The organism is Deinococcus murrayi DSM 11303 (assembly GCF_000482805.1).
Classification (GTDB): Bacteria; Deinococcota; Deinococci; order Deinococcales; family Deinococcaceae; genus Deinococcus; species Deinococcus murrayi.
In genome coordinates, this window is the sequence record NZ_AXWT01000022.1 from 21,214 (window position 1) to 43,758 (window position 22,545).

21 protein-coding genes and 1 pseudogene are annotated in these 22,545 nt (G+C 69.1%); 13 read left to right on the forward strand and 9 right to left on the reverse strand.

Going from position 1 to position 22,545, the window contains the following annotated elements; all coding sequences use genetic code 11:
* Positions 1 to 13: 13 nt before the first annotated feature.
* Genes rsmG through H565_RS0105345 form a run of 3 tightly spaced genes read left to right on the forward strand, consistent with a single transcriptional unit; the run spans position 14 to position 2,332 of the window.
* A complete protein-coding gene (gene rsmG, locus H565_RS0105335; RefSeq protein ID WP_027460133.1) occupies positions 14 to 748 on the forward strand; it encodes a 16S rRNA (guanine(527)-N(7))-methyltransferase RsmG in 735 nt (244 codons plus the stop codon).
* Positions 745 to 1,494: a ParA family protein gene (locus tag H565_RS0105340; protein WP_027460134.1), complete on the forward strand. Its 750-nt coding sequence runs from the start codon at positions 745 to 747 to the stop codon at positions 1,492 to 1,494. The genes rsmG and H565_RS0105340 overlap by 4 nt, the downstream gene beginning before the upstream one ends.
* Positions 1,478 to 2,332, forward strand: a complete 855-nt coding sequence (locus H565_RS0105345) for a ParB/RepB/Spo0J family partition protein (RefSeq protein WP_027460135.1) — start codon at positions 1,478 to 1,480, stop codon at positions 2,330 to 2,332. The genes H565_RS0105340 and H565_RS0105345 overlap by 17 nt, the downstream gene beginning before the upstream one ends.
* Before the next feature lie 71 nt (positions 2,333 to 2,403).
* On the opposite strand, the gene H565_RS0105350 is transcribed toward H565_RS0105345, so the two are convergent.
* Entirely contained in the window at positions 2,404 to 3,618 is a 1,215-nt protein-coding gene (locus tag H565_RS0105350) for a VanW family protein (RefSeq protein WP_027460136.1), read from the reverse strand.
* Between the two features lie 41 nt (positions 3,619 to 3,659).
* Positions 3,660 to 4,697, reverse strand: a complete 1,038-nt coding sequence (locus H565_RS0105355; protein WP_034408478.1) for a YpdA family putative bacillithiol disulfide reductase — start codon at positions 4,695 to 4,697, stop codon at positions 3,660 to 3,662.
* Positions 4,698 to 4,787: 90 nt separating this feature from the next.
* Between H565_RS0105355 and fumC the strand changes: the two genes are divergently transcribed.
* The 3 genes and pseudogenes from fumC (at position 4,788) to H565_RS16815 (ending at position 7,233) form a co-directional block, all read left to right on the forward strand.
* Complete coding sequence (gene fumC, locus H565_RS0105360; RefSeq protein ID WP_027460138.1) at positions 4,788 to 6,209, forward strand: class II fumarate hydratase; 1,422 nt, start codon at positions 4,788 to 4,790, stop codon at positions 6,207 to 6,209.
* Between the two features lie 88 nt (positions 6,210 to 6,297).
* Positions 6,298 to 6,495, forward strand: a complete 198-nt coding sequence (locus tag H565_RS16305; RefSeq protein ID WP_034408481.1) for a hypothetical protein — start codon at positions 6,298 to 6,300, stop codon at positions 6,493 to 6,495.
* A gap of 64 nt (positions 6,496 to 6,559) precedes the next feature.
* Positions 6,560 to 7,233, forward strand: a pseudogene (locus H565_RS16815) (monofunctional DNA glycosylase).
* 16 nt (positions 7,234 to 7,249) lie between these two features.
* Here the strand turns inward: H565_RS16815 and H565_RS0105375 are convergent.
* Genes H565_RS0105375 through def form a run of 3 tightly spaced genes read right to left on the reverse strand, consistent with a single transcriptional unit; the run spans position 7,250 to position 9,487 of the window.
* A complete protein-coding gene (locus tag H565_RS0105375) occupies positions 7,250 to 7,864 on the reverse strand; it encodes a hypothetical protein (protein WP_027460140.1) in 615 nt (204 codons plus the stop codon).
* Between the two features lie 16 nt (positions 7,865 to 7,880).
* Entirely contained in the window at positions 7,881 to 8,831 is a 951-nt protein-coding gene (gene fmt, locus H565_RS0105380; protein ID WP_027460141.1) for a methionyl-tRNA formyltransferase, read from the reverse strand.
* On the reverse strand, positions 8,828 to 9,487 hold the full coding sequence (gene def / locus H565_RS0105385) for a peptide deformylase (RefSeq protein WP_034405303.1): 660 nt from the start codon (positions 9,485 to 9,487) through the stop codon (positions 8,828 to 8,830). Before def ends, fmt begins: the two co-directional genes overlap by 4 nt.
* Positions 9,488 to 9,666: 179 nt before the next feature.
* On the opposite strand from def, the gene H565_RS0105395 reads away from it, so the two are divergent.
* Both H565_RS0105395 and H565_RS0105400 read left to right on the forward strand, forming a co-directional pair.
* Positions 9,667 to 10,821: a tetratricopeptide repeat protein gene (locus tag H565_RS0105395; RefSeq protein WP_027460143.1), complete on the forward strand. Its 1,155-nt coding sequence runs from the start codon at positions 9,667 to 9,669 to the stop codon at positions 10,819 to 10,821.
* 50 nt (positions 10,822 to 10,871) lie between these two features.
* Complete coding sequence (locus tag H565_RS0105400; RefSeq protein WP_027460144.1) at positions 10,872 to 11,414, forward strand: hypothetical protein; 543 nt, start codon at positions 10,872 to 10,874, stop codon at positions 11,412 to 11,414.
* A 13-nt stretch (positions 11,415 to 11,427) separates the two neighbouring features.
* On the opposite strand, the gene H565_RS0105405 is transcribed toward H565_RS0105400, so the two are convergent.
* Entirely contained in the window at positions 11,428 to 12,495 is a 1,068-nt protein-coding gene (locus H565_RS0105405) for an alpha/beta hydrolase family protein (protein WP_027460145.1), read from the reverse strand.
* A 19-nt stretch (positions 12,496 to 12,514) separates the two neighbouring features.
* Positions 12,515 to 13,498 (reverse strand): alpha/beta hydrolase family protein, encoded by a 984-nt coding sequence (locus tag H565_RS0105410; RefSeq protein WP_245576168.1) that lies wholly within the window; start codon positions 13,496 to 13,498, stop codon positions 12,515 to 12,517.
* A gap of 90 nt (positions 13,499 to 13,588) precedes the next feature.
* On the opposite strand from H565_RS0105410, the gene H565_RS0105415 reads away from it, so the two are divergent.
* Positions 13,589 to 14,761, forward strand: coding sequence for an MFS transporter (locus tag H565_RS0105415; protein WP_027460147.1), 1,173 nt, complete (start codon positions 13,589 to 13,591; stop codon positions 14,759 to 14,761).
* Between the two features lie 21 nt (positions 14,762 to 14,782).
* On the opposite strand, the gene bshB1 is transcribed toward H565_RS0105415, so the two are convergent.
* Complete coding sequence (gene bshB1 / locus H565_RS0105420) at positions 14,783 to 15,505, reverse strand: bacillithiol biosynthesis deacetylase BshB1 (protein WP_027460148.1); 723 nt, start codon at positions 15,503 to 15,505, stop codon at positions 14,783 to 14,785.
* Positions 15,506 to 15,619: 114 nt separating this feature from the next.
* On the reverse strand, positions 15,620 to 16,546 hold the full coding sequence (locus H565_RS0105425; RefSeq protein WP_027460149.1) for a carbon-nitrogen hydrolase family protein: 927 nt from the start codon (positions 16,544 to 16,546) through the stop codon (positions 15,620 to 15,622).
* Between the two features lie 124 nt (positions 16,547 to 16,670).
* On the opposite strand from H565_RS0105425, the gene dnaA reads away from it, so the two are divergent.
* The 4 genes from dnaA to pyk all read left to right on the forward strand — a co-directional run bounded on the left by dnaA (position 16,671) and on the right by pyk (position 22,480).
* A complete protein-coding gene (gene dnaA, locus H565_RS0105430) occupies positions 16,671 to 18,041 on the forward strand; it encodes a chromosomal replication initiator protein DnaA (RefSeq protein WP_027460150.1) in 1,371 nt (456 codons plus the stop codon).
* A gap of 387 nt (positions 18,042 to 18,428) precedes the next feature.
* A complete protein-coding gene (dnaN, locus tag H565_RS0105435; RefSeq protein ID WP_027460151.1) occupies positions 18,429 to 19,511 on the forward strand; it encodes a DNA polymerase III subunit beta in 1,083 nt (360 codons plus the stop codon).
* A gap of 135 nt (positions 19,512 to 19,646) precedes the next feature.
* The gene (gene eno / locus H565_RS0105440; RefSeq protein WP_027460152.1) at positions 19,647 to 20,915 is read left to right on the forward strand and encodes a phosphopyruvate hydratase; all 1,269 of its coding nucleotides are present in this window, start codon (positions 19,647 to 19,649) and stop codon (positions 20,913 to 20,915) included.
* Between the two features lie 116 nt (positions 20,916 to 21,031).
* Positions 21,032 to 22,480 (forward strand): pyruvate kinase, encoded by a 1,449-nt coding sequence (gene pyk / locus H565_RS0105445; RefSeq protein ID WP_027460153.1) that lies wholly within the window; start codon positions 21,032 to 21,034, stop codon positions 22,478 to 22,480.
* Positions 22,481 to 22,545: the final 65 nt, after the last annotated feature.

Below are 22,545 nucleotides of genomic sequence, written 5' to 3' on the forward strand. Positions count from 1 at the left end.
GCAGGGGAGACGAGTGACGCCGGAAGGCCAAGCCCTGCTCTTGCAGGGCGGGGAGGCGCTGGGCCTCGACCTGCGGGAGCGGGCGGAGGCGTTCGCGCAGCTTCTGGCGCTCTTGCAGGAGGGGGCGGCCCAGACCAACCTCACCGCCCTGCGTGAGGAACGCGACATCGTCCTCAAGCACTTTGTGGATTCGCTGACCTGCTTGCGGGGGGGCTGTCTGGAGGGCGAGGGGCGAGTCCTCGACCTGGGCACCGGGGCGGGATTTCCGGCGCTGCCGCTCGCCCTCGTGCGGCCAAACTTGCGGCTCACGCCCGTTGACGCCACCGCCAAAAAGGTCGCCTTTGTGACCCGCGCAGCGGCGGCGCTGGGGCTGACGAACGTCCGGCCTCTGGCGGCCCGCGTCGAGACTCTGGGCCGCGACCCGGCCCACCGGGAGGGCTATGACCGGGTGGTGACGCGGGCGGTGGCCTCACTGCCTGCCCTGGCTGAACTTGCCCTGCCGCTGCTGCGGCAAGGGGGCCTGCTGGTCGCGCAAAAAGGCTCGCTCTCTGCAGAAGAACTGGAGTCGGGCAGCCGCGCCGCCGCCGAGGTCGGGGGAGCGATTCGAACGGTCGACGCCTTTGCCCTGCCCGTGCTGGGAGAGGCACGAACGCTGGTCGTCATCGAGAAAATCGCCCCCACCCCGGAGCGCTACCCCCGGCGCGAGGGGCTGCCCGCCCGCAAGCCGCTATTCTGGCGGGCGACGTGAAGACCCTGGGCATCGTGAACCAAAAGGGGGGCGTGGGCAAGACGACCACCGCCATCAACCTCGCGGCCTACCTCGCGGCGGGGGGGCGGCGGGTGCTGCTGCTCGATATGGACCCGCAGGGCAACGCGACGAGCGGCCTGGGCCTGCGCGGGGCAGAAGCCGGGCTGTACGAGGCCCTCGCCGAGCCGCAGCGGGTGACCGAGTGGGTGCGGGGCACCTCACAAGACGGCCTGGACGTGCTGCCCGCCACCCCCGACCTCGCCGGAGCCGGCGTCGAGCTGGCCGACGACCCGGAGGCGCTCGCGCGGCTTTTGCGGGCGGTGCAGGGCTATGACCTCGCCCTTGTCGACGCGCCGCCCTCGCTGGGGCCGCTCACGGTGAATGTGCTGGCCGCCGCCGACGCTCTGCTGATTCCGCTGCAAGCTGAGTACTACGCCCTGGAGGGCCTCGCTGGGCTGATGGAGACGGTCGAGCGGGTGCGCGGCGGCCTCAATCCTCGCCTCAAGGTGCTGGGGGTGGCCATCACCATGTTTGATGGCCGCACCAACCTCGCCCAGGAGGTCGAGACGATGGTGCGCGGGCACTTTGGGGAGCTGGTGTTTTGGTCGGTGGTGCCGCGCAACGTGCGGCTTTCCGAGGCACCGAGCTACGGCAAGCCCATCGGGGCCTTTGCGCCCCTCTCCAGCGGGGCCGCCGCCTATAAGCGCCTCGCTGAGGAGGTGATGCAGCGTGCCGAAAAAATCTAGCCTGGGCCGTGGCCTCGATGCCCTGCTGAGCCGGCCTCTGCCCGCGCTCGGCACCGGGATGGGGGAGAGCCGCGTGCAGACCATCCCCATCGCCCGCATCGTGCAGGCGGCCTACCAGCCCCGGCAGGTCTTTGAGCCGGAGGCGCTCGCCGAACTCGCGGGCAGCATCCGTGAAAAGGGGGTCTTGCAGCCCCTCTTGCTGCGGCCCCGCGGCGAAAACTTCGAGATTGTGGCGGGCGAGCGGCGCTGGCGGGCTTCGCAACTCGCGGGCCTCAGCGAGGTGCCCGCCATCGTCCGCGACCTTGGCGACCGTGAAGCGCTGGAAATCGCCATCATCGAGAACCTACAGCGCGAGGACCTGGGGCCGCTGGAGGAGGCGCGGGCTTACCAGACGCTGCTGGAACAGGGGCTGAATCAAGAAGGGGTAGCGCGGGCGGTCGGCAAGGGCCGCTCGACCGTCTCCAACGCCCTGCGGCTGCTGACGCTGCCGGAGCCGGCCCTGCGGGCGCTGGAGGAGGGCGAAATCAGCGCCGGACACGCCCGCGCCGTGCTGGCTCAGCCGGAAGGCGACCGCCTGTGGGCGCTGGACCAGATTCGCACCCGCCGCCTGAGCGTCCGCGAGGCGGAAGCCCTCCAGCGCGGCGCACGCGCCCCCCGTCCTCCAGCAGCGGCGAGCAGCCCCCGCGCGTACCGCCAGGTCGAGCTGGCCCTGAGCCGCCGCACCGGAACCAAAGTTCGCATCACGGGCGAGGAGAAAGGCCGGGTCGAACTCAGCTTCGGCTCCCGCGAGGAACTGGAGCGCTTGCTGGAGCTGCTGGGCTACGGGGCTGAGGAGTGACACCCAGCGGCCTGACGGCGAAGGCGGCGGGGCGACCGCATCAGCAACGGTCACCCCTCCGCCTTTGCCCCTCAGCGCCCGACCAGATAGATGTTCGGCCAGGGGCGGTAGGTGCTCTTGAGCACGTCCTGGCGAATCACTTTGCCGCCGCGCACCAGCTTGCGCGTCACTTCCATTGTGGCGCCGGGGGCAGCCCAGTCGACCTGACGGCGCTCGCCGGGCTTCAGGGAGGCGCTGCGGATGAGGCGGTCGGCGGGGGAGGGCACCGTCCTCAGGACCTTGGGTTCGCTGATTTCGACCGTGAAGTCGCGGGGCTTGCCGAAGACGCTGATTTCGAGGTGACCGTCCGCATCGTTCCAGTCGGCCTGGAACCATAGCGCCCCGCCCGTGTCGTTGGCGAACTTCAGGTCGAGGCTGGGCTGATAGATGGCCGCGTCGAGGCCCTGCGGCTGGTAGTAGTGGACCTGGTAGGAGTGGGGGTGCCGCTCGACGACCGGGAGGCCCGCCCCGTACAGCGCCCGGAAGGCCGTCGTGCTGACCTGGCAGATGCCTCCGCCGAGGCCCGTCTCGGTGCGGTCCCCGGCGATAATCAGGCCCGGCACGTACCCCGCCCGCGCCGAAACGGGGCCGATAAACTGGTTAAAGGAAAAGGTCTTGCCCTCGAAGAGGCGGTCCTGAAAGTTGCGGGTGCCCACGTGGATATTGGTCATGCGGGCGGCGCTGCTCCCGGCGTAGTTGGTCACGCCCGTCGCGAGGTGGGCGGTGATGCCCTTGCCCGCGAAGAAGTCCAGCGTCCGCCCCGGCGGGGTCTGCCCGGTCACAACGACGTTCGCCCGCACCGCACGGGGGTCTTTCAGGGCGGCGAGGACGTTCGCACGGGTCGCTTCGGCGTCCACCTTCAGGCCGTTGCGCTGCACGACCGCCCAGCCCGCCGCGCCCAGGTTCTCGAAGCGGGCGTCCTGCCCCTGCGCCGGGAGGGACGCAAGGAAGGTCTTCAGGTCCGCTTCCAGGCTCTCGGTGATCACGCCGCGCTGGCGCAACACCGCCACCCGCTCGCCGGGCAGGTTGAGGGTGCTCACAAAGGGCACGGTGGTCTTTTTGCCGCCGACGAGCGCCGGGAACTCCACCTGCACAGTAATCAGCAGCGGCGCGGTGCGGGTGGGCGCGGGGGCTGGAGCCGCTGCCGGAGCCGGGGCCTCCGCCGGAGGGAGGGGGTCCGGGTTCGTCTGCGCGTGGGCCGCGCCCAGCAACAGCCCGGCGAGCAGCAGGAGGCGAAGGGGGGTCATGGCGGGCAGTATCCCACGCCCCCCCCGCCAAAGGGAGAGCGCTAATGCACGGAGAGGACTGCGCCGGGGGCCTCCTCCCGCTGGGGCGCGAGCTGCCGGGCGATGGCCTCCACCGCCGCCGCCGCGTGCAGCCGCCCGTTTTCGATAAAGACCTGATTGACCCGCCCTGCGTACCCCGCCGACCCCACCACGAAGAGGCCAGGGACGCTGCTTTGCGAGTGCTCGTCGAGGACGAGGCACCCGTCAGGATGCTCGGCGAGGCCGAGGCCCGACAGAAAGGCGAGGTCCGGGCGGTACCCGGTCAGGGCGAAGGTAAAGTGGGTGGGCAGCTCGAAGGTGGTGCCGTCTTCCCGCTGCACGACGACGTGTTCGGGGTGAATCTCGACCACCCTGGAGTTGAAGTGGGCCGTGATGCTGCCCTCCGCGATGCGGTTTTCGAGGTCCGGGCGAATCCAGTACTTCAGGGTGGGCTTGAGGGTGGGGGCGCGGACGACCATCGTGACCTTCGCTCCTCCCCGGTAGAGGTCGAGGGCGGCGTCCGCGGCGCTGCTGCCCGCCCCGATGACCGTCACGTTCAGGCCGAAAAAGGGGTGTGCCTCGGTGTAGTAGTGGCTCACGTTGGGCGAGTCCTCGCCGGGAATCCCCAGCATCCGGGGATGGTCGTAGTACCCGGTCGCCACGACCACCCGCCGCGCTTCCACCACGCCGGGCGTGCCGTCTTGCGCTTCCACCTCCAGCGTGAACCCCGCCGGGGCTGCGTGCACCCGCTTAACCTCGGTGTAGAGGCGCACGTTCAGCCCTTCGCGCTGGGTGACGAGGCGGTAGTACAGCAGAGCTTCTTGGCGGTCGGGTTTCTCGCGGGGGCTGACAAAGGGATGGCCGCCGATTTCCAGACCGGGCGCGGACGTGAAGAACGTCATATAGGTGGGATAGTCAAAGATGGCGTTCACCACGCAGCCCTTTTCCAGCACCACGTAGCTCAGCCCCGCCCGCTTGCAGGCGATGGCGGCGGCGAGGCCTACCGGCCCGGCCCCTACGATGGCGACGTCGAACAACTGACTTTGGGGGGCAGCACTCATGGGGGGAAGTGTGGCACGGGGCGGGGGCCGCAGACGGTGAGGTCGGGCGCGTCCGTCCCCCGGCTGTGACGCCCCCGCTAGACTGGCCCCATGACGCACACCACGCCGGGCCAGACCCAGCCGCAGACCCGCACCGAGTCCGACACCATGGGCACCGTGCAGGTCGCCGCCGACCGCCTCTGGGGAGCGCAGACCGAACGCTCCATCCACAACTTTCCCATCGGGCGCGACACCTTCGTCTGGGGGCGGCCCATCATCCGGGCGCTGGGCATCCTGAAAAAGGGGGCGGCGCAGGCCAACGCCGAACTGGGCGAACTGCCGGAGGACATCGCTGACCTCATTGTGCGGGCCGCCGACGAGGTGATTGCCGGGAAGCTCGACGACCATTTCCCCCTTGTCGTCTTCCAAACGGGGTCCGGCACCCAGAGCAATATGAATGCGAACGAGGTGATTGCCAACCGCGCCATTCAGCTCGCGGGCGGCGAGCTGGGCAGCAAGAAGCCCGTGCATCCCAATGACCACGTCAACCGGGGCCAGAGCAGCAACGACACCTTCCCGACCGCCATGCACATCGCCGTGGTGCTGGAACTCAACGAGCGGCTCTACGGCGCAGTCGGCAAGCTGCGGGATACGCTGGCGCAGAAGGCCGAGCAGTACGCCGGACTCGTCAAGGTGGGGCGCACCCACCTGCAAGACGCCACGCCCATCACCCTGGGGCAGGAAATCGGCGGCTGGGTCGCGCAGCTCGACTATGCGCTGGCGGAGGTCAAGCACGCGGAGACGGGCCTTTACGCGCTCGCCATCGGCGGGACGGCGGTGGGCACCGGCCTGAACGCGCATCCGCAGTTTGGCGACCTCGCGGCGAAGAAGTTCGCTGAGGAGACGGGCTTTCCCTTCCGCTCTGCCGAGAACAAGTTCGCCGCGCTTTCGGCCCATGACGCCCTGGTGCAGACCTCGGCGGCGCTGCGAACCCTCGCCGGAGCGCTCATGAAGATGGCGAATGACGTGCGCTGGCTGGCGAGCGGCCCCCGCAACGGCATCGGCGAAATCACCATTCCGGAAAACGAACCGGGCAGCTCCATCATGCCCGGCAAGGTCAACCCGACCCAAAGTGAAGCCCTGACGATGGTCGCTACCCGCGTCTTCGGCAACGACGCGACCGTCGCCTTTGCCGGAACGCAGGGCAACTTCCAGCTCAACGTGTTCAAGCCGGTGATGGTGCACGCGGTCCTGGAGAGCATTCGCCTGATCGCGGACGCCTCCCTCGCTTTCAACGACCACTGCGCGGTGGGCATCGAGCCGAACCTGGAAAAAATCGAGCACAACCTCAGCATCAACCTGATGCAGGTCACCGCCCTGAACAAGCACATCGGCTACGACAAGGCCGCCGCCATCGCCAAAAAAGCCCACAAGGAGGGCACCAGCCTGAAGGAAGCGGCCCTCGCCCTGGGCTACGTCACGGAAGAAGAGTTCGCCAAGTGGGTGGTGCCGCTGGACATGACCCACAGCTGAGACGGACTCCGATGGAACCGTTGACGCCCTAAACCCGCCTTCACCCCTGTCTCGCCCGGCCAGGCGAGGCGCCGCGCAGGCTGGGGCCATGACCGATGACACCCAGAACAAGGGCTACGACCCCGCTCAGACCTCCCCCGCCGAGGGCCAGAGCCACCCCATCCCCGATGCGGCACGGGGCCAGGACCCTGGCATCGACCCTGCCGACAAGGACCAGGCCGCCGAGGGGGGCCGGGACGAGGCCGGGGGGGCGGGTGCCGACCGCTCCAGCACGGCCCGTGACTGAAGGGGCGGGGCCGACCCTGAACGCAGCCTGCCCTCCCCAGGAGCGGGCCGCCCTGCTGGCTTGGGTGGCGGAGCGGTTGCGCGCCGAATACGGCGAGCGGCCCCTGGTGCCCCGCCGCGCCCCCATGCACGAACTCATCAGCACCATCCTCTCTCAGCGGACCACCCACCAAGACGAGGAGGCCGCCTACGCGGAACTCGTCGCCTTAGGAGACTGGGACACCATCGCCGCGCTGCCCACCGAGGTGGTGGCGCACGCCATCCGCCGCAGCAACTACCCGGAGAGCAAGGCCCCGCGCATCCAGGCCACCCTGCGGGCCATTCGGGAGCTGCGGGGCGGGTACGACCTCGACTTCCTGGCCGAGTGGCCCCTCGACGCGGCCCTGAAATGGCTCACGGCCCTGCCCGGCGTGGGCGTGAAGACAGCCTCGCTGGTGCTGCTCTTCAACTACGCGCGGCCCGTCTTTCCGGTCGACACGCACGTTCACCGCATCAACACGCGGGTGGGCACCATCCCCGGATGGGCGAGCAGGCCGCGCACCGGGCGCTGCTCGCGCTGCTGCCACCCGACCCGCCGCACCTCTACGAGCTGCACGTCAACCTGCTGCGGCACGGCCAGCGCGTCTGCACCTGGAGCCGACCCCGCTGCCCGGCCTGCGTGCTGCGCGAGCGCTGCGACGCCCACGCGATTTACGGCAACAACGTGCCGAGCTTCAGCGAAAAGCCCGCCAAAGCCTGAGCCTCAGCCCGGCAGCTCAGCCCCGCTCGCGCTCGCGCAGCACGAGTTGAATCAGGCCCAGGGTGACGAGTTCGCCTTCCTCCGGGCGCACGGGGCGCAACGCTTCGACCTCGAAGCGGCGCGAAAAGAGGCTGCGGCGCTTGCGCACGCGGAAAGCGGGCGTGCCGGCGGCGTCGCGCACGGTGTAGGTCGGGTTGACGAAGTAGTCAAAGACCGCCGCCACGACGTCCCCGACGAGGGGCACCGCCCCGATGACGCCCTCCAGGACGCTGAGCCAGGGATGGTCGTCCCGCAGGGTAAAGGCGAGGTCGCCGCTCGCGCCGAGCAGCTCGTAGCTTGCCCCCCACAGGGTCCGCATCCCCTGGGCTTGCAAGGCCCCCACCGGGGAGCCGTCCGCCCGGCGAATCAGCCGCCGCGCCCGCCAGTCGAGCGCCCCGGCCATCAGCCCCTGCGCCCGGATGCCGTGGGTCTGCACCCGGCGGGCCTCGTCGGAGTACACGCGCACCTCATCGCGGACGCTGAAGAACTTCTCCTTGACGACGGCCACGAGCCGCCCCTCGGCGTCGGTGACGCGCAGCTCGGTGAGCAGGCTGAACTTGAACTCCAGGGTGAGGGGAAAGGTGGGGTTCACGCCCTCCGGTACGGCCCTATCCGGAGGCAGGTTCCCAGAGGTCAAAGCGGGTGCCCCGGCCCACCCCCGCCGCCGCCGCCCACACCCCGGCGGGTTGGGGCTTGCGGGCTTCTGGCTGCACGGTGCCCACGGTGACAGCTCCCTCGCCGCAAGCGACGGTGAGGCCGTCCGCGCCCACCTCCAGCACCTCGCCGGGCTGTCCCTGCCCCGCCGCCACCCTCAGGCCCGACAGCTTGAGCCGCGCTCCCCGCAAAAAGGCGGTCGTCTGCGGCCAGGCGGCGACCCCCCGGTACCGATTGACGACGGCGGGCGCGGGGTCGGTCCAGCGGACGAAGCCGTCTTCCTTGGTCAGCAGCGGGGCGTGGGTGGCCCGCGCGTGGTCCTGCGGGGTGGGGGAGAGGTCGGGCAGCCGGGAGAGGGCCGTCACGACCAGGCGGGCGGCCTGCTCACTCAGCGCGTCCGACAGCTCCAGGCTGGTCCACTCCGGCGCGATGGAAAGTTCCTCTTGCAGGAGGATTGGCCCGGTGTCCAGCCCCTCCTCGGTCTGCATGACCGTCGTGCCCGTGACCGTCTCGCCCGCGATGAGCGCCCACTGGATGGGGGCGGCCCCGCGGTACTTCGGGAGGAGGCTGGTGTGGGTATTGAGGAAGCCGTACCGGGGCACCGCCAGCAGCTCGGTGGGCAGAATCTTGCCGTAGGCGCAGGTGACGGCCACATCCGCGCCAGAGTCGCGCAGCCGCTGCACAAAGGCCGCGTTTCCGCGCAGCCCCCGGGGCTGGGCGAGGGGCAGCCCCCAGTCGGCGGCGCGGGCCGCGACCGGGGGCGGCGTGAGCCTCAGGCCTCGGCCTACCGGTTTGTCGGGCTGCGCGACCACGAGGACGACCTCGAAGTGCTCGCGGATGGCGTCCAGCACGGGCAGGGCAAAGGCGGGCGAGCCGAAAAAAGCGACGCGGGGCGCGAACGTCACTCGGTTCGCTCCCGCCCCGCCCGTTGCCGCTCGGCGAGTTCGGCGAGGAACTGTTTGGCCTGGCGCTGCATCGCCGCGAGTTCCTTGCGGTAGTCCTCGGTGACCTCCGGGGGCAGGCGGTCGAGGAAGAACACCCCGTCGAGGTGGTCGAGTTCGTGCTGAAAGACGCGGGCGAGGTAATCGTCCGCCTCCAGCGTGCGCTCCTGGCCTGCCAGGTCGGTATAACGCACCTGCACCGCGCGGGCGCGGGGCACCCCTTCTTCATAGATGCCGGGAATGCTCAGGCAGCCCTCCTGGTAGGAGCGGTCCTTTTTCTTGTCGATGACGGTGAGGACCGGATTGAGCATCACGAACTCGCGCAGGACGCGGGACCGCAGGGGCTTTTCGCCACCCTCGTTTTCCTCTTCGTCGTCCTCGTACTCGACCGCCACGAACAGCCGCACCGGGAGGCCCACCTGTGGGGCAGCAAGACCCACCCCCCGCGCCTCGAACATCGTCTCCAGCATGGTGTTCGCGACCTCGCGGACGGTCTGGGGACCAAAGCCGGGGACAGTCAGCGTGTCGCCCGGCCCCACCGGCTTTGCCTTGCGGCGCAGCACGGGGTCACCGTACAGACGAATGGGGTAGATGCGGGGCGGGGCGTCGGTGGCCTTCACAATGCTTCCGTTTTACCAGAGGCCCGCCGGAAGGCTCCTGCACGCGCCCACCTTCGGGGCCGGGCCGGGGCGGCCAGGAGCAGGCTTGATCCCCCTCTCATGCGGCGGCCATGCCCGCTGGCCAGCATCGGAGGGACGCTGTTGGCCCCTTGTTCCGCTTCCTTTTCCCAGGAGGTTCTATGTTCCGCCCCCTTCCGCTGCTGACCGCGCTGCTGCTCGCTGCGCCCGCCGCCGCTCAGACCGCCCCCCAGACGCCCGCCGAGGCCGCTCCCACCCCCACCTTTGCGAGCGCGGCCCAAGCCATCACCGAAGCCCGCCGCCTCGCGGATGAGGCCCGGCGCACCTATCCGGCGGGCAGCGCCAGCATTGACCAAGCCCTGTGGAAGGCGGCGGCCTCGGCGGCGGAGGCGGCGGTCACCCTGGACCCCGGCAACGTGGACGCCCTGCGCCTGCGCGCCCAGCTCTATACCGAGGTGGGCTTCTGGCGTCAGGCCGAGCTGAGCTGGGCGGCCCTCTTCCGGGTCGCGCCCGCCAGCCCCGGCAGCGCCGACGCGCGGGGGGCCGCGACCGCCCAATACCACCTGGGCTACGCGGCCTACACGCGGGGGCAGCCCGCACAGGCGGCGGCCTCCTTTGCGGCTTGTCTGGAACTCGACCCTGCCAGCGTTCCCTGCGCGACCTGGGCGGCCCGCACTGCGCTGGAGTCGGGCGACTATGCTGGGGCGCTGCGGCTCTATGACCGGGCGCTTGAGCTTGCCCCCAGCGACCGCACCCTGACCTATTTCCGCGGCCTGGCCGCGAATGCCTCGCGCTACGGCCCCGCCGCCACCCGCGCCTTTAGCCGGGCCTACGGGGAGCTGGAAGCGGGCCGCCGGGCACAGGCCCTCGCCGGATTCCTGGAAGCGACCCGCAGCGCCCCCAACTTTGCGGAGGCTTGGCGCGAGGCCGGACGGCTGGCGCTGGAGCTGGGGGACGCGGCGGCGGCGCGGGCAGCCTACCAGGGGGCGGCGGCCCTGCCCACGGCCACCGACAGCGACCGCTACAACCTCGCCCTCGCGCAGGAGGGCGAACAGTTCGGCTTGCGGGCCGTACAGACCTTCCGAGCCGCCTATGGCCGCTACGTGGCGGGCGACCGAGCCGGGGCCGAGGCCGGATTCCTGGAGGCGACCCGCCTCAGCCCCCGCTATGCCAAAGCCTGGGCGTGGCTGGGCCGGGTGCGCTACGAGGCAAAGAACTACGCGGGGGCGGCAGAAGCGTACGGACAGGCGGTGGCCCTCGACCCGAACGACAAGAGCAGCGCTTACTTCCTGCGGCTGGCCCAGCAGGGCAAGTAAGGGGGCGGCCCTCTCACGGAGGGGGGCGGCGTACCGCCTACGCTGGGGGCATGCGCCGCCTCTCCTTGCTGCTGCCCGCCGCCCTCCTGCTCGCCGCGTGTGGGGCACGGGACGTGAAGCCGCCCGACACCTACGACCTGAGCGGGACCATCCACGGTGACTGGGGGACGAGTCCCCGGCTGCGGCTCGCGCTGGTGGGAGCGGGCTTTCCGGGAAGCGTGACGAACGACGGCAACCAGGCGCAGAACGTGGTGAAGGTGGAGGGCCAGGCCGCTTGGCGCTTTGGCCTCGACCTGCCACGCCGCCCCGCGCTGGCGACCGTGGCAGGTGTCTATCAGGTCATCGCCTACCACGACGCGGACAACAGCGGCGATTACACCCTCGGCGAACCGTTCGCCCGCAACCGCCAGTGGCTGATTTACAGCGAGTTCGGCGGCGAGCTGCCCGCCGTCAAGTTTCCTGGGAGCGACGAGGTGCTCATCGGGGCGACCACCGTCGCGCGGGGCTGGAACCTCTACGACCGCGCGCGGCCCCTCGGCGCGGGCAATCCCCGTCCGGTGACCACCGTGACGGGCTATGACCTGAGCCGCTGAGGACGTTTCCTGCCTACAGGTGCTCCTGAAAAAACGCCACGCTCCGCCGCAGGGCCAGCCCCAGGTTGCGGCTGAGGTTGTGGTCGTCGCCCTCGTAGCGGTAGGCGGTAAAGCTCTGCCCGGCGGCCCGCAGGTCCTCCGCCAGCGCCTGCTGAAAGCTGTACGGCACGTCCTCGTCGTTGGTGCCGTGGTGAAGCTGGAGGGGCCGCCCATTGAGGTCCTCCAGGGAGGCATTGGGGCTGAGCGCCCGCAGGTAGCGGCGACTCAGGGGGTCGAGGGTGGGCCGCTCCTCGTCCGGTCCCCGGCCCCAGTCGGTCGCCAGCACGTCGTATCCGGCGACCACGCCCGCCCACAGCGAGGCTGCCCGCAACTCGCGGTCGACGAGCATCGCCCGCAAGGAGAGCTGAGCGCCCATGGAGTGGCCCCACAGCCCGATGCGGCCCCGGTTGACCCTGGGGTCGCGCTTGAGGCTGGCCGCCGCGTTGAGCACGTCCACCGTATAGCCGGGGTCGTTGTAGCCGCCCGTCGCCTCACCCTCCGAGTCGCCGTGGCCCCGGTAGTCGCTCTTGAGGGTCACAAAGCCCGCCCGCGCGAAGGCGTCCTGATAGGCCACGTAGCGCTCGGTCGTGCGGTAGACGTCGGGCGGAATATACCCGTGATTGAAGACGATGGCGGGCCAGCCCCCCTGAGGCGGCGTGCCGTTCGGGACCGTCAGCAACGCATAGATGGTCAGCCCGTCCGACTCGTAGCTCACGACCTGCCGGGTGTAGTTCACGCCGGGGGGGAGCGTCTGCACGACCGTCAGCGCACTGCCGGGGTATTCCCGCGCCCGCAGCGCCTGGATGCTCACCGGCTGCTGGGCGACGAGCCGTTCCAGCGCGGCATCGGTGAGGCCCCCCCGCACCCCCCTCGGCGCGGGGGTGTTCGGGGTGGGGGCGTCCGGCTCGCCCGTCGGTGCCCTCTGCCCAGTCCAGGGGACCTCAAAGGGGAGGGAGAAGGGCAGGCGCTCCGTGCCCACCAGGGCGATATACCCCGCACCGAGGGCCAGCAGCAAGAGCAGCAGTTGGAAAAGTCGCCTCATCGGAGGGGACCACCCGCCTTCACAACCGCGCCTTGAAAAAGGCCACGCTGCGGGCCAGCGCCGTTCCCAGATTGCGGGTCAGGTCGTGGTTGTCGCCGGGGTAGACGTAGCTCTGCACGGGCTTTCCCGCCGCCCGCATCTGCGAGGCGAGGCGCTCGTGAAAGAGCAGGGGCACGTCCGCGTCGGCGGTGCCGATGTGCAGTTGCAGGGGGCCGCCGAGGTCTTTCAGGTACGAGTTGGCGCTCAGGCCCCGCCAGAAGGTGGGGTTGGCCTCCGGCGTGCCGTACTTGGCGACCGCCTTTTGCCGCAGCTCTAGCACTCGGCGGGGGATGGAGGCGGGAGGAACGTTGTTCCAGTCGTTCAGGATGGTGCTGTAGTCGCCCACCACCCCAGCCCAGATGACCCCGGCTTTGAGGCGCGGGTCAATCACCATCGCCCGCAGCGTGAGGAAGCCGCCCATGGAGTGGCCCCACATGCCGATGCGGTCCCCGTTGACGCGCCCATCGCGCCTCAGGCTGGACACCGCGTTGAGCACGTCCGTCGTGTAGCCGGGGGCGAAGTAGGCCCCCAGCGCTTCTCCCTGACTGCCCCCGTGGCCTCGGTAATCGCTCTTGAGGGTCACGAACCCGGCGCGGGCAAAGGCGTCCTGGTAGGCGACGTAGCGCTCGGTCGTGCGGTAGACCTGGGGCGGAATATAGCCGTGGTTGAAGACGATGGCGGGCCAGCCCCCCTTCGGCGGGGTGCCGTTCGGGACCGTCAGCAGGGCGTTAATCCGCAACCCCTCCGAGAGGTAACTCACGACAAAGCGCCGGTAGTTCATCCCCGGCGCGAGGGTTTGCCGAACCGTGAGGGCGCTGCCGGGGTAGCTCTTTTGCCGGGCGGCGGCGATGCTCATCTGCGCGGCGTCTGCCGAGGCGAGGGCGGCAGCCGACTGCGCCCCGGCGGGAGCGGCGAGGCTCAGGGTACCCAGCAGGGCGAGGCTGGGAACAAAGGGGCGGGTCACCCCCTCACCCTACGGGAGGGGAGCGAAAGGGACCGGAAGGAGGGCTACGCTCGCCGGTCTCCGGGAGTGCCCAGCTTTAGACTGGCCGGGATGCTCTGGACTCGGCCCGTGACCATGCTGCGGTTGCTCGCGCTGCTGCTGCTCAGCGAGCTGGTGCGGACCGGGCTGCTGGTGTCGGTGCTGCCGCAGGCCGCGCCGGGACTGGGCTGGGGTCCGGCAGCGCTGGGCCTCGTCGTGGGGGCGCACTACCTCGCCGACGGGCTGGCCAAGGGGCCGCTGGGCTGGCTCGCGGGTCGCCTGGGGCTGGGGCGGGTGCTCGCGCTGGGGGCCGCGCTGGGGCTGGGGGCCGTCCTGGGGGCGCGGCTCGCGCCTGGCCCCGCTTGGGGGGCACTCGCGGCGGCGGTGTGGGGGCTAGGCTACGCCGCCCTGTGGCCCGGCGTCATGAGCATGTCGCAGGCGCTGGCCCGGCCCGGCTACGCGGCGCGGGCGCTGGCGCTGTCGGGGGTGGCCGTGGCTCCCGCCATCCTCGCGGGCGTGCTGGGGGTGGGACCGCTGATGGCGGCGCGGCCAGAGACGGCCTGGGCGCTTCTCGCGGGGGCGCAGGGGGCGGCGCTGCTGCTCGCCCTGGGTGGGCTGGGCCTGCGCCTCCCGGAGGCGAACGCCCCGGCAGGCAGCGTGTGGCGCGGCTGGCGGCGGGTGGCCACCCTGCTGCCCGCTGCCTTCGCGCAGACCCTCGCGCCGGGCCTCTTTGTGCCGCTGCTCTACCCGCTGCTCGCGCGGCTGGGGCTGGGGCTGGGGGACCTGCTGGGGCCGGGGCTGCTCGCGCTCGCGGGCTTTGGAATAGGCCTCCCCCTTGCCGGGCGGCTGGCCGACCGGGCGCACCCCCGCCGGGCGCTGGGGCCGGGCCTGCTTCTCCTCGCGCTCACCTTCGCGCTGGCGGCACCGCCGGGGCTAGAAGCCCGCCTCCTCCTCCTCGCGCCCCTGCTGGGGCTGGGGTACGGGGCTTTTCTTGCCGGATGGAACGGGCTGGTGGGCCGAGTGCTGCCCCCCGCGCACCGCGCCGCTGCCTGGGGCACCGTGATGGCGGTCGAGGCGCTGGGCTTCGCCCTCGGCCCGGTGCTGGGGGGCCTGACCTGGGCCGCCGCCGGGCCGGGGGGGGTGTTTGCGCTGGGGGCCGCCGTCTTTGTGTTGGCGGAAGGGTACTACCTGTGGCCGGGGCGAGCGGCCCTGCGGGGGTCCCCCCAGGCGGACGGGACTGTTTAGTCCCAGTTTAGCCCCAGGGGGTCACAGCGCTGCTGGGTCTACCAGGAGGGGCGACTCGCTCTCAAAGGCTTCTGCGTAGCGCACGCGGGCGAGGGTGCCCCAGTACGTCATGCGGGCGCGGCGGCGCTCCACGATTTCGGGGGTGACCGTCTCGGAGACCTCCGCCCCCGTGAACTGGCTGGCATGGGCACGGACGGCGGCCTCCCACTCTTCCTGAACCCCGCCGACGTCCACCAGCAGGTTGGCCTGGATGTCCGCGTTGCCCTGGTAGAGCAGCACCCGCCCCACCCGGTGGGCCTCGCCGGGCACCTCGGCCCGCCGCAACGCCGCGAGGTGCACCGCTCGCCGCGCCAGGTGGTAACTCCCGAAGTGGTCGGGGTGGCGGTCGCGGTGGTGGGGTACCAGCAGCACGCGGGGCCGCACGGCCCGCAGCGCCGCTGCGAGCGCCTCCGCCCCGGCGGGCGTGTCGGCCAGGCCGCCGTCCGGCAAACCGAGCTGACCGCGCCAGGCGAGGCCCATTACCGCTGCCGCCGCCACGCACTCGGCCTCGCGCTCCTGCGGGCTGCCCTGGGTGCCCCGCTCGCCCCGCGACAGTTCGAGGATGCCCACCGCCCGCCCCGCTCGCGCCAGCCGAATCAGGGTGCCGCCCGCCCCAATCTCGGCGTCGTCGGGATGGGGAGCCAGACACAACCAGTCCAGCGGCTGCGCCGCGCCGTACACCGTGCGGAAGGGGAGGGGCGTCATGGGGGCAGGATAGGCCAGCCGCGCTCACAGCTCCCCTCGCCCACCCAATAAAAAACCGCCCACGGGGGGCGGTGATGCTGAACACTCTAGCGCGCTATTCAGCCGGGGTCAAGGCTATGCCGGGAGGGGCCTCTCCCCAGCGGGGAAGGACTTGAGGTCGGCGGGGGCATCCGGGTCCGCGATGGCGTCCCGGTCGCGCCAGTTCAGGACATCCCCTTCTCTCCGCACCCGCCGGGTCAGCGCGAGGTCGAGGTCGCGCACCAGCCAGCCGGGAACGCCCCAGTCGCTCTCAGCGAGGATGCCGCTGTCGGGGAGGCCGCGGTCAGCGGGGGCGTAGAGGGCGGCTTTCCCGACCGCCGTCTCGACCGCGTAGGTCCAGCTCGCGTCGGCGAGCAGGGGCGCGTGCAGGGCGTAGCACTGGTTTTCCAGGGCGCGGGCCATGCTGCCGACGCGGACGCGGGTATACCCGGCGGGGGTCCCGGTAAAGGACGGCACCACCAGCAGCTCGGCTCCGCCTTCCGCCAGCCGCCGCGAGAAGTCCGGAAACTCGCTGTCGTAGCAGATGGCCACCCCGAAGCGCAGCCCCCCCACCGCAAAGACCTGTGCCCCCTCGCCGGGCGAGATGGCCCATTCTTCGGCTTCAAAGCGGGTCATCCGCCGCTTGTCCTGATGGCCAAGGGTGCCGTCCGGCCCGAACACGTAGGCCCGGTTGACATAGCCCTCCTCCCGCGCTACCGGAACGCTGCCCGCCACCAAGGCGACCCCGTGCTCGCGGGCCAGGCGGGTGTGCAGCGCGAGGAAGTCCGGCAGCAGCGCCTGCAAAGCGGGGCGCATCCCCAGGATGTCGTGGTGCAGGGCGGGGGGCAGCAGCCCAATCAGCTCCAGCGCCGCGTACTCCGGAAAAACCAGGAGCTGCGCCCCCTGCCCGGCGGCCTCCGCTACCCAGCGCGAGAGCTTGTCAGCATAGGCCTCCCAGTCGGGCAAGCGGTCTACCGGGTAGGCCGCCGCCGCCACCCGCACCACGTCCGTCGTTACCGTCATGGGGGCAAGATACCCCCCGCCCCACCCCGCCGCGGGTTTCTCCGCCGAGGACGAGTGGGCCGGAGCGGGGAGTGTATGCTGGCTCTCAGCCCGCTCAGCCGCGGCAGCCGGGGAGGTGCGCCTTATCACGCAGGAAATCTGGGCGGACGTGCTGAGGTACGTCCGCGACAATATCTCGGAAGTCGAGTACAAAACCTGGATTGCCCCCATGAAAAATCTGGGGGTACAGGGCGGCTCGCTGGTGCTGGGGGTCCGCAACTCCTTTGCGCAGGAGTATGTGCGGCGGCAATACCAAACGCTGCTCGAAGACGCCCTGCGTGACTTGGGGGCCGAGAATCCGCAGGTCACCTTTCAGGTGCTGCCCGCCGTGCAAGAGGCGATGATTCTGCCCCAGGACCCGCCACCCCCACGCCCTGGGCCGGGGGGCAGCGCCGCGCCTGCGCCTGCCCCCGCCGACAACCGCAAATCTCTGAATCCCAAGTACACCTTCGAGAACTTTGTGGTGGGTCCCAACAACAATCTTGCCCATGCGGCAGCCCTGGCGGTGGCCGAGTCGCCCGGCAAGGCCTATAACCCGCTGTTCATCTACGGCGACGTGGGCTTAGGCAAAACGCACCTGATGCATGCGGTGGGACACTACCTTGCCGAGCGCTTTCCCGACAAGCGCATTGAGTATGTCTCCACCGAGTCCTTTACCAACGACCTGATTAACGCGATTCGGGACGACAAGATGACACCGTTTCGCAATCGCTACCGTTCGGTAGACCTGCTGCTCGTCGATGACATTCAGTTTCTGGCCGGAAAAGAGCGCACCCAAGAAGAGTTCTTTCACACCTTCAACGCGCTTTATGAAAATCACAAGCAGATTATCCTGAGTTCGGACCGTCCTCCCAAAGACATTCAGACCCTCGAAGGGAGGCTGCGCAGCCGCTTCGAGTGGGGCCTGATTACTGATATCCAGTCACCAGAGTTTGAGACGCGGGTGGCGATTTTGAAGATGAATGCCGAGCAAAGCCGCCTGACCATCCCCCAGGAAGTGCTCGAACTCATCGCCCGGCAGGTCACGAGCAATATCCGCGAGTTGGAGGGGGCGCTCGTGCGGGTGGTGGCCTATGCCAGCCTCAACAATGTGCCCCTGTCGCGGGTGGTGGCGGCCAAAGCCCTGAGCAACGTCTTCGCGCCGCAGGCCGTCAAGGTCGAGATGATGGACGTCCTCAAGGCGACGGCGGCCCATTTTGGCCTTTCCGCCGACCAGATTCGCGGCTCAGGGCGTGCTCGCGAGGTCGTCGTGCCCCGGCAGGTTGCCATGTACCTCGTGCGCGAGCTGACCGAACACTCCCTCCCCGAAATCGGCCAGTTCTTTGGCCGCGACCACTCCACCGTCATGCACGCTGTCGCCAAGGTGGGAGAACAGATGGGCAAGGACTCGGAGCTGACAGCGGCAGTTCAGGCGCTGCGAAGCCAGCTTAAGGATGTGGAAGATGAGCAAAAATAGGCGTAACTTCATGATTATTTACGCTTGTAGGCAAAAAAGTTCCAAATTTCGTTCCAAATGGGTGTGCACACTTTCACAATCTGTGGACAAACCTGTGGATAAGTCGCCAAACCTGTGGATAAGTCGCCGTTTTCTGTGGATAAAATTGTGGATAAGTAGGCCAGTTATCCACAGGCTCTTACCCCCTGTGGATAACTGGCGAGTTATCCACAGGTTATCCACAGGTTTTTGGAGTTTTCCACAGGAGGCTGTGGATAAAATTTCCCGCTCTGGGAGAGGCTTCAAGCAGGTTTTCCACAATATCCACAGGCCCTACTACTACTACTACTAGTTTTTAAGTTTTTAGAAACAGGAAAAGATAGACCCCTCCAGGGGGAAAGGTGGAAGATGAGAGCGCACGTCACCAAAAAGATTCTCAGCGAGGCCCTCGGCCTTCTCGAACGGGTCATTCCCAGCCGCAGCAGCAATCCGCTTTTGACGTCCCTGAAGGTCGAAGCGAGCGCCGAGGGTCTGACCCTTAGCGGCACCAACCTCGAAATCGATCTGTCTTGCTTTGTCCCCGCCGAAGTGCAGGACCCGCGACCCCTCGTCGTGCCTGCGCACCTGTTCGCGCAGATTGTGCGGAACCTGGCGGGAGAACTCGTCGAGTTAGAACTCGCGGGCCATGAACTCGCGGTGCGGGCGGGTGGCAGCGATTTCAAACTGCAGATTGGCGATTTTGAAGCCTATCCGCCGCTGTCATTTCCGAACCACGCCGACGTGAGCCTTGACGCCGCCGAGCTGTCGCGGGCGCTGGGCAGCGTGCGCTACGCCGCAAGTAACGAGGCGTTTCAGGCTGTTTTCCGGGGCATCAAGCTGGAGCACCGCGCGGAATCGGCCCGCGTGGTCGCGTCGGACGGTTACCGAGTGGCCCTGCGCGACTTTCCAGCGAGCGGGGCCGGGAGGAGCCTGATTATCCCCGCCCGCAGCGCCGACGAGCTGATTCGGGTGCTGCGCGACGGCGAAGCCCGGTTCACCTACGGGGAGGGGATGCTCAGCGTCACGACCGAGCGGGTGCGGATGAATCTCAAGCTGCTGGACGGCGAGTTTCCAGACTACGAGCGGGTGATTCCCAAAGACATCCGCTTGCAGGTGACCCTGCCCGCCACGGCCCTCAAAGAGGCGGTGGGCCGCGTAGCCGTGCTCGCGGACAAGAACGCGAACAACCGGGTCGAGTTTCTGGTCTCGGAGGGCAAGCTGCGTCTTGCCGCCGAGGGCGACTATGGCCGTGCCCAGGACACCCTCGACGTAGTGCAGGGCGGGGCCGAACCGGCGATGAGCCTCGCCTTTAACGCCCGGCATGTTCTCGACGCCTTAGGACCCATCGAGGGAGAAGCCGAGCTGCTCTTCTCCGGCTCTACCAGCCCCGCCATCTTCCGCGCGAGCGGGGGGGGCGGGTACATGGCGGTTATGGTCACGCTGCGGGTCTGAGGGGCCTCCCAGGGGCCGCACGGGGCCTTGCTCCGGAGTCCCCGCCGTGCCCTGTCAGGCTCTGCACCCGTTTGCCCGTATAGTGTCAGCGATACACCTTCCCGTGCGGGGAAGGGCAGCCCAGGAGGTCCCAGCATGAACATCGAGAAAGTGACGGCCCGTGAAGTGCTCGACTCGCGCGGCAACCCCACGGTGGAAGCCGAGGTGCACCTGGACAGCGGGGTGTCGGGCCGCGCCATCGTGCCGTCGGGGGCGAGCACGGGCACCCACGAGGCGCTCGAGCTGCGCGACGGCGGCGAGCGCTACGGCGGCAAGGGTGTCTTGAGGGCCGTGCAAAACGTGCGCGAAGCCCTCGGCCCCGCCGTAGTGGGCCTCGACGCTTCTGACCAGGGGGCCATAGACGCCGCGCTGCGGGCGGTCGATGGCACTCCCAACAAGGGCAAGCTGGGTGGCAACGCGATTTTGGCGGTCAGCCTCGCGACCGCGCGGGCCGCCGCCGCTGAGCTGGGTGTTCCCCTCTACCGCTACCTGGGCGGCAGCAACGCCAAAACGCTCCCGGTCCCGATGATGAACCTGATTAACGGCGGGGCACACGCCGACAACTCCGTCGATTTCCAGGAGTTCATGGTGATGCCTGTCGGTGCGCCGAGCTTCCGCGAGGCGCTGCGCTACGGTGCGGAAACCTTCCACGCCCTCAAGAAGGTGCTGTCTTCGCGGGGCTACAACACCAACGTAGGCGACGAGGGCGGCTTTGCCCCCGACCTGAAGAGCAACGAGGAAGCCCTGGAGGTGCTCCTCGAAGCCATCGAAAAGGCGGGCTATGAACCGGGCAAGGACATCGCCATCGCCCTCGACCCCGCCGTGACCGAGCTGTACCGGGAGGGCCAGTACCACCTGGACAGCGAGGGCCGGAGCCTCTCGACCGCCGAAATGGTGGACTTCTGGGCGGACTGGGCGGGCCGTTATCCCATCGTCTCCATCGAGGACGGCCTCGCGGAAGACGACTGGGAGGGCTGGCAGCAGCTCACGGCCAAGCTGGGTGACCGAGTGCAGCTCGTCGGGGACGACCTCTTCGTGACCAATCCGGAGCGCCTCCAGCGCGGCATTGAGACGGGCGTCGGGAACGCGATTCTGGTCAAGGTCAACCAGATTGGTTCTCTCACGGAGTCGATGGACGCCATTGAACTCGCCAAGCGCAGCCGCTACGGCACCATCATCAGCCACCGCTCTGGCGAATCCGAAGACCCCTTTATCGCTGACCTCGCCGTTGCCACCAACGCCGGACAAATCAAGACCGGCTCGGCCTCCCGCTCGGACCGCATCGCCAAGTACAACCAGCTCCTGCGCATTGAGGACGCGCTGGGAGACGCGGCGGTATACCTGGGGCGGCGGGCGCTGAGGTAAGACACGGCGGTCAGCGGTCAGCAGCCCTGAGAGCTGACGGCTGACCGCTGACCCCTGACGGCTTTTCTGGAACTGATTCCAAAGCCGTTTTCTCAGCCCTCAGGGAAGGAACGACCATGAAACATGTCGACAGAGCCACCAAAATCGTCGCCACCATCGGCCCGGCGAGCCGCGACCGCGAGGTGTTGGGGCGGATGATGGACGCGGGGCTGAATGTGGTGCGCATGAACTTCAGCCACGGTGACCCCGAAGACCACCGCCAGACCGTGCAACTCGTGCGCGAACTTGCCGCCGAGCGGGGGGTTGCCATCGGTATTCTGCAAGACCTGCAAGGCCCCAAGATTCGGGTGGGCCGCTTTCGCGAGGGCCGGGCCGTCTTGGAGGCCGGGGCACGCTTCACCATCACGATGGAGGACGTAGAGGGCGACGATGAGCGAGTGGGGAGCACCTACAAGGGCCTCGCGCAGGATGTCTACCCTGGCCTGACCCTGCTGCTCGACGACGGCAACCTCGCCCTGCGGGTCGACCAGGTGCGCGGCCCCGACATTCACACGACCGTCCTGATTGGTGGCGTGCTGAAGAACAACAAGGGCATCAACGTGCCTGGCGCGGACCTTTCGGTTCCGGCCCTCACCGAAAAAGACGTGCAGGACATGGAGTTTGGGGCCGCGCTGGGGGTCGACTGGGTGGCGCTGTCATTCGTGCGCTCGCGGGATGACCTGCTGCTCGCTCGGCACTACCTCGCCCGCTTCGGCAGCCGCGCGAAGCTGATGGCCAAAATCGAAAAGCCGCAGGCGGTCGAGCGCTTCGGGGAGATTTTGCGCGAGGTGGACGGCATCATGGTCGCTCGTGGGGACCTTGGCGTCGAGATGCGCCCCGAACAGGTGCCCACCATCCAAAAGCGCCTGATTCGCCTCTGCCGCGAGGTCGGCAAGCCGGTCATCACCGCGACCCAAATGCTGGAGAGCATGATTGCCCTGCCTCGGCCCACCCGCGCCGAGGCGTCGGACGTGGCCAACGCCATCTACGACGGCACCGACGCCGTGATGCTCTCGGCGGAGTCGGCGGCGGGGCAGTACCCGGTTGAGGCGGTCGCCATGATGGACCGCATCGCCCGCGAGGCCGAAGCCAGCGAGCACTACGACCTGATCCAGCGCCAGACCGTCGTGGAGACCGAACTCGCGCAGGATTCTATCGCCTACGCCGCTTGCTCCATCGCCGAGAAGCTCGAAGCGCCCGCCATCGTGACCTTTACGAGCACGGGCGGGGCCGCCACCCGCGTCGCCAAGTACCGCCCCCGACTCTCCATCCTGGCGCTGACCCCCAACGAGCAAACCCGCAACCAACTCGCCCTGAGCTGGGGCGTCTCGCCCATGCTGAGCGAAGACCCGCACGACACTGACGACATGGTCCGCATCGCCAACGATGAACTGAAAAAGAGCGGCCTGGCCGATGTCGGCGACCGCTACGTCATCACGGCGGGCGTGCCCTTTGGGGTGCGCGGCACCACCAACATGCTGCGCGTCGAGCGGCTGCGCGAGGAAGACCTGAGCACCCGCGTCTAACACTTCCCCCGCCAACAAGGCTGCCCCTGTCAGGTTGCTGTCAGGGGGCAGCCGCATTTTTATCC

What these genes read in the sequence shown, in the direction of transcription:
- pyk (WP_027460153.1), top strand. Translation starts at nt 21,032, where the DNA reads ATGAAACATGTCGACAGAGCCACCAAAATCGTCGCCACCATCGGCCCG.
- H565_RS0105400 (WP_027460144.1), top strand. Translation starts at nt 10,872, where the DNA reads ATGCGCCGCCTCTCCTTGCTGCTGCCCGCCGCCCTCCTGCTCGCCGCG.
- bshB1 (WP_027460148.1), bottom strand. Translation starts at nt 15,505, where the DNA reads ATGACGCCCCTCCCCTTCCGCACGGTGTACGGCGCGGCGCAGCCGCTG.
- fumC (WP_027460138.1), top strand. Translation starts at nt 4,788, where the DNA reads ATGACGCACACCACGCCGGGCCAGACCCAGCCGCAGACCCGCACCGAG.
- H565_RS0105355 (WP_034408478.1), bottom strand. Translation starts at nt 4,697, where the DNA reads ATGAGTGCTGCCCCCCAAAGTCAGTTGTTCGACGTCGCCATCGTAGGG.
- H565_RS0105350 (WP_027460136.1), bottom strand. Translation starts at nt 3,618, where the DNA reads ATGACCCCCCTTCGCCTCCTGCTGCTCGCCGGGCTGTTGCTGGGCGCG.
- H565_RS16305 (WP_034408481.1), top strand. Translation starts at nt 6,298, where the DNA reads ATGACCGATGACACCCAGAACAAGGGCTACGACCCCGCTCAGACCTCC.
- eno (WP_027460152.1), top strand. Translation starts at nt 19,647, where the DNA reads ATGAACATCGAGAAAGTGACGGCCCGTGAAGTGCTCGACTCGCGCGGC.
- H565_RS0105405 (WP_027460145.1), bottom strand. Translation starts at nt 12,495, where the DNA reads ATGAGGCGACTTTTCCAACTGCTGCTCTTGCTGCTGGCCCTCGGTGCG.
- H565_RS0105395 (WP_027460143.1), top strand. Translation starts at nt 9,667, where the DNA reads ATGTTCCGCCCCCTTCCGCTGCTGACCGCGCTGCTGCTCGCTGCGCCC.
- dnaN (WP_027460151.1), top strand. Translation starts at nt 18,429, where the DNA reads ATGAGAGCGCACGTCACCAAAAAGATTCTCAGCGAGGCCCTCGGCCTT.
- H565_RS0105425 (WP_027460149.1), bottom strand. Translation starts at nt 16,546, where the DNA reads ATGACGGTAACGACGGACGTGGTGCGGGTGGCGGCGGCGGCCTACCCG.
- H565_RS0105415 (WP_027460147.1), top strand. Translation starts at nt 13,589, where the DNA reads ATGCTCTGGACTCGGCCCGTGACCATGCTGCGGTTGCTCGCGCTGCTG.